2 protein-coding genes and 1 pseudogene are annotated in these 2928 nt (G+C 73.3%); all 3 read right to left on the bottom strand.

The window, feature by feature from the left end:
- Nucleotides 1-538 (bottom strand): annotated as a pseudogene (locus JMF90_RS31550) (glucose-6-phosphate isomerase); the annotation flags it as partial.
- Nucleotides 539-649: 111 nt separating this feature from the next.
- Nucleotides 650-2194: an NAD(P)H-hydrate dehydratase gene (locus JMF90_RS31545; RefSeq protein WP_011549615.1), complete on the bottom strand. Its 1545-nt coding sequence runs from the start codon at nucleotides 2192-2194 to the stop codon at nucleotides 650-652.
- Nucleotides 2195-2247: 53 nt separating this feature from the next.
- A partial coding sequence (locus JMF90_RS31540; protein WP_201325901.1) for an FAD-dependent oxidoreductase occupies nucleotides 2248-2928 on the bottom strand: 681 nt, incomplete at its 5' end.

The raw sequence follows: 2928 nt of genomic DNA, 5'->3' as shown, positions 1-2928 counted from the left end.
CGACGTTCGACACGAAGTGCGTCGAGATCTCGGGCGTCGCGACGTGGTGCAGCGCATGCACGACCATCTTCGGGCCGAGATCGGAGCCGCCGATGCCGATGTTGATCACGTGGCGAATGCGCTTGCCCGTATAGCCCGTCCACGTGCCGCTGCGCACGGCGCGCGCGAACGTCGCCATCTTCGCGCGCTCGGCGCTCACCTGCGCATGGAACGGCGCTTGCGGGTCGGTCGCGCGCAGCGCGGTGTGCAGCGCGGCGCGGCCTTCGGTCGGGTTGACGATCTCGCCCGCGAACATCGCGTCGCGGCGCGCCTCGACGCCGGCGTCGCGCGCGAGCTGCACGAGCAGGCGCAGCGTTTCGTCGTCGATGCGATTCTTCGAGAAATCGGCCGCGAGACCGCCGCCCGGAATCGTGAAGCGTTCGGCGCGGGTCGGCGCGCGATCGTTTTCCGGCGCGAACCAGTCGCGCAGCCGCGCGTGGCGGATCTGTTCGAAGTGGGATTGAAGGGCAGTCCAGGCGGGGAGCGATTTCAGCGTCATGGCGGTTCGAGTGAAGCGTGAATCGGGAGGAATGCCGCGCCGGCTCATCGGGATCGGAAAGCCGGCGGACGAGAAGGCCCGCCGTGCGGCGGGGCAGTCAGTATAGCGGCGTTACGTGTCGGCGCGCGGCGACGGGTAAAAAAGGCGATTGATCAGCGTGCGTACCATCGGCGCGAGCTCGCCGGCGGTGAGCCCGGCCGGGCCGGTGCCGTTCGCGGTCAGCGTGTCGGCCGCGAGACCGTGCAGGTAGACGCCGGCCAGCGCGGCTTCGTACGGCGCGACCCGCTGCGCGAGCAGCGCGCCGATCAGGCCGCCGAGCACGTCGCCGGTGCCGCCCGTGGCGAGCGCCGCGTTGCCGGTCGGGTTGATCGTCACGCGGCCGTCGGGCGCCGCAATCACCGTGCCCGAGCCTTTCAGTACGACGATGGCCGCGTAACGTGCGGCGAGCGCTTGTGCGGCGGCGACGCGATCGCGCTGCACCGAGGCCGTGTCGCCGCCGAGCAGGCGCGCGGCTTCGAGCGGATGCGGCGTCAGCACGCACGGATTGCCGCGCGCGCCGCGCGTGGCGACGGCGGCCGCGAGGTCCGCGTGCGTCGCGACGAGGTTCAGCGCGTCGGCGTCGAGCAGCGTCGCGATGTCGTGCGCGAGTACGTCGCGCACCAGCGTCGCCGCGGCTTCGCGTGTGCCGAGCCCGCAACCGGCCGCGATCGCGGTCATCGCGCCGAGGTCGAGCGTGTCGGCCGGATGCAGCATCAGTTCGGGGAAGGGCGGATCGTACGGCGGCGCGCCTGCGCCGAGGAAGCCGACGTGCACCTTGCCGGCGCCCGCGAACAGCGCGGCGCGGGCGGCGAGGATCGGCGCGCCGCACATGCCGGTATCGCCGCCGAGCACCGCGAGGCTGCCGTACGTGCCCTTGTGGGACGCGAAGGCGCGCACGGGCAGCGCCGCGGCGAACCGCGCGGGCGCATTCAGCACGATGGCCGGCGCGGCGGGTGGCGTGACGTCGAGCGACGCGACGTGGATCTCGCCGGCGAGATCGCGGCCATCGCCCGTGTAGAGGCCGGGCTTCGCGCCGATGAAGGTGAGCGTGTGGGTGGCCGCGACGGCGACGCCCGCGCCGACGATCCGGCCCGTGTCGCTGTCGAGCCCGCTCGGCACGTCGAGCGCCAGCACGCGGCCGCCGCCGCGCGCATGGGCGGCGATGCGTGCGGCCTGCTCGGCGAACGCGCCGTCGAGCGCGCGGCCGAGACCGATGCCGAACAGCCCGTCGACGACCCACGCGTAACCATCCAGCGACGCGGGCGGGGTAGCCGACAGCGGCACGCCGGCCGAGCGCGCGAGACCGAGCGCCCATTGCGCGTCGTCCGGCTTGACCGGTACCGGCATCCACGCATGCGTCGCGACGCCGAGTTGCTGGAGCTGCGCGGCGGCGACCAGTGCGTCGCCGCCGTTGTTGCCGGGGCCGACCGCGAACCAGACGGGGCGATCGTCGCCGGCGACGCGCTCGGACAGCCAGCGCGCGGCGGCGGCGCCGGCGCGGCCCATCAGCGTGTGCGGCGGCAGCGCGGCGGTTGCGTCGGCTTCGGTCGCGCGCAGGTCGGCGACGCGCAAGAGCGCGATCGGATCGGAATCGGGAAGCGGGTGGGTAACGGTCATCGCGGGATCGTGGCGGCTGGCAAGGATGCCGCCACGAGTCGGCCCCGCGGCGGTCAGGTCGTGAAGCGGCCGGCGCTCAGCGCGGCGAGCGTGTCGGCGGGCCAGTGCTGGACGTTGCCGCCCAGATAGTCGGTCACCACTTTAGCAGACCCGCACGCGAGGCCCCAGCCGGCCGGGCCATGGCCGAAATTGACGAACACGCGTGGATGCGGGGTCGGACCCACGACGGGCAGGCCGTCCGGCGACAGCAGTTGCATGCCTTGCCACGACAGCGCGGCCGAAATCTTCGCGGCGCCGGGCACCCAGTCGTGGACGGCCTGGCCGAGCAGCGCGAGCGCGGCCTCGGACAGCGGCTCGGCGAGCGGCTTCGCGGTATCGGCGAGGCTCTGCAGCACGGCGCCGCCGCCGATACGCAACCGCTGGTGGGTACGCGTGATCGAGATGCGCTTGATCGCATCGACGACGCTCAGGTGCGGTGCGTGTTCTTCGTACGCGACCGGCGCGGTGAGCGTATGGGTGCGGACCGGATGCAGCGGCAAGCGCCAGCCGAGCCGTTCGAGCAGCGGGAGGCTGCCCGCGCCGGCGGCGACCACGATCGCGTCGGCGGACATCACGTCGACCTCGCGCGCCTTCGCCGTGTTCCGGTTGCCCGGCGGCACGAGCTCGACCGCCGCGCGGCCGTTGTCGATGCGGATCGCGGTGACGTCCGCGCCGAAGCGGAACTGCACGCCGTG

It is taken from the genome of Burkholderia sp. E168m23 (assembly GCF_016586125.1).
Lineage (GTDB): Bacteria > Pseudomonadota > Gammaproteobacteria > Burkholderiales > Burkholderiaceae > Burkholderia > Burkholderia orbicola.
This window is presented reverse-complemented; position numbering and strand designations above follow the sequence as displayed.

Excerpts from the sequence above, each read along its gene's own strand:
- JMF90_RS31545 (WP_011549615.1), bottom strand. The coding sequence starts at position 2,194 with ATGACCGTTACCCACCCGCTTCCCGATTCCGATCCGATCGCGCTCTTG.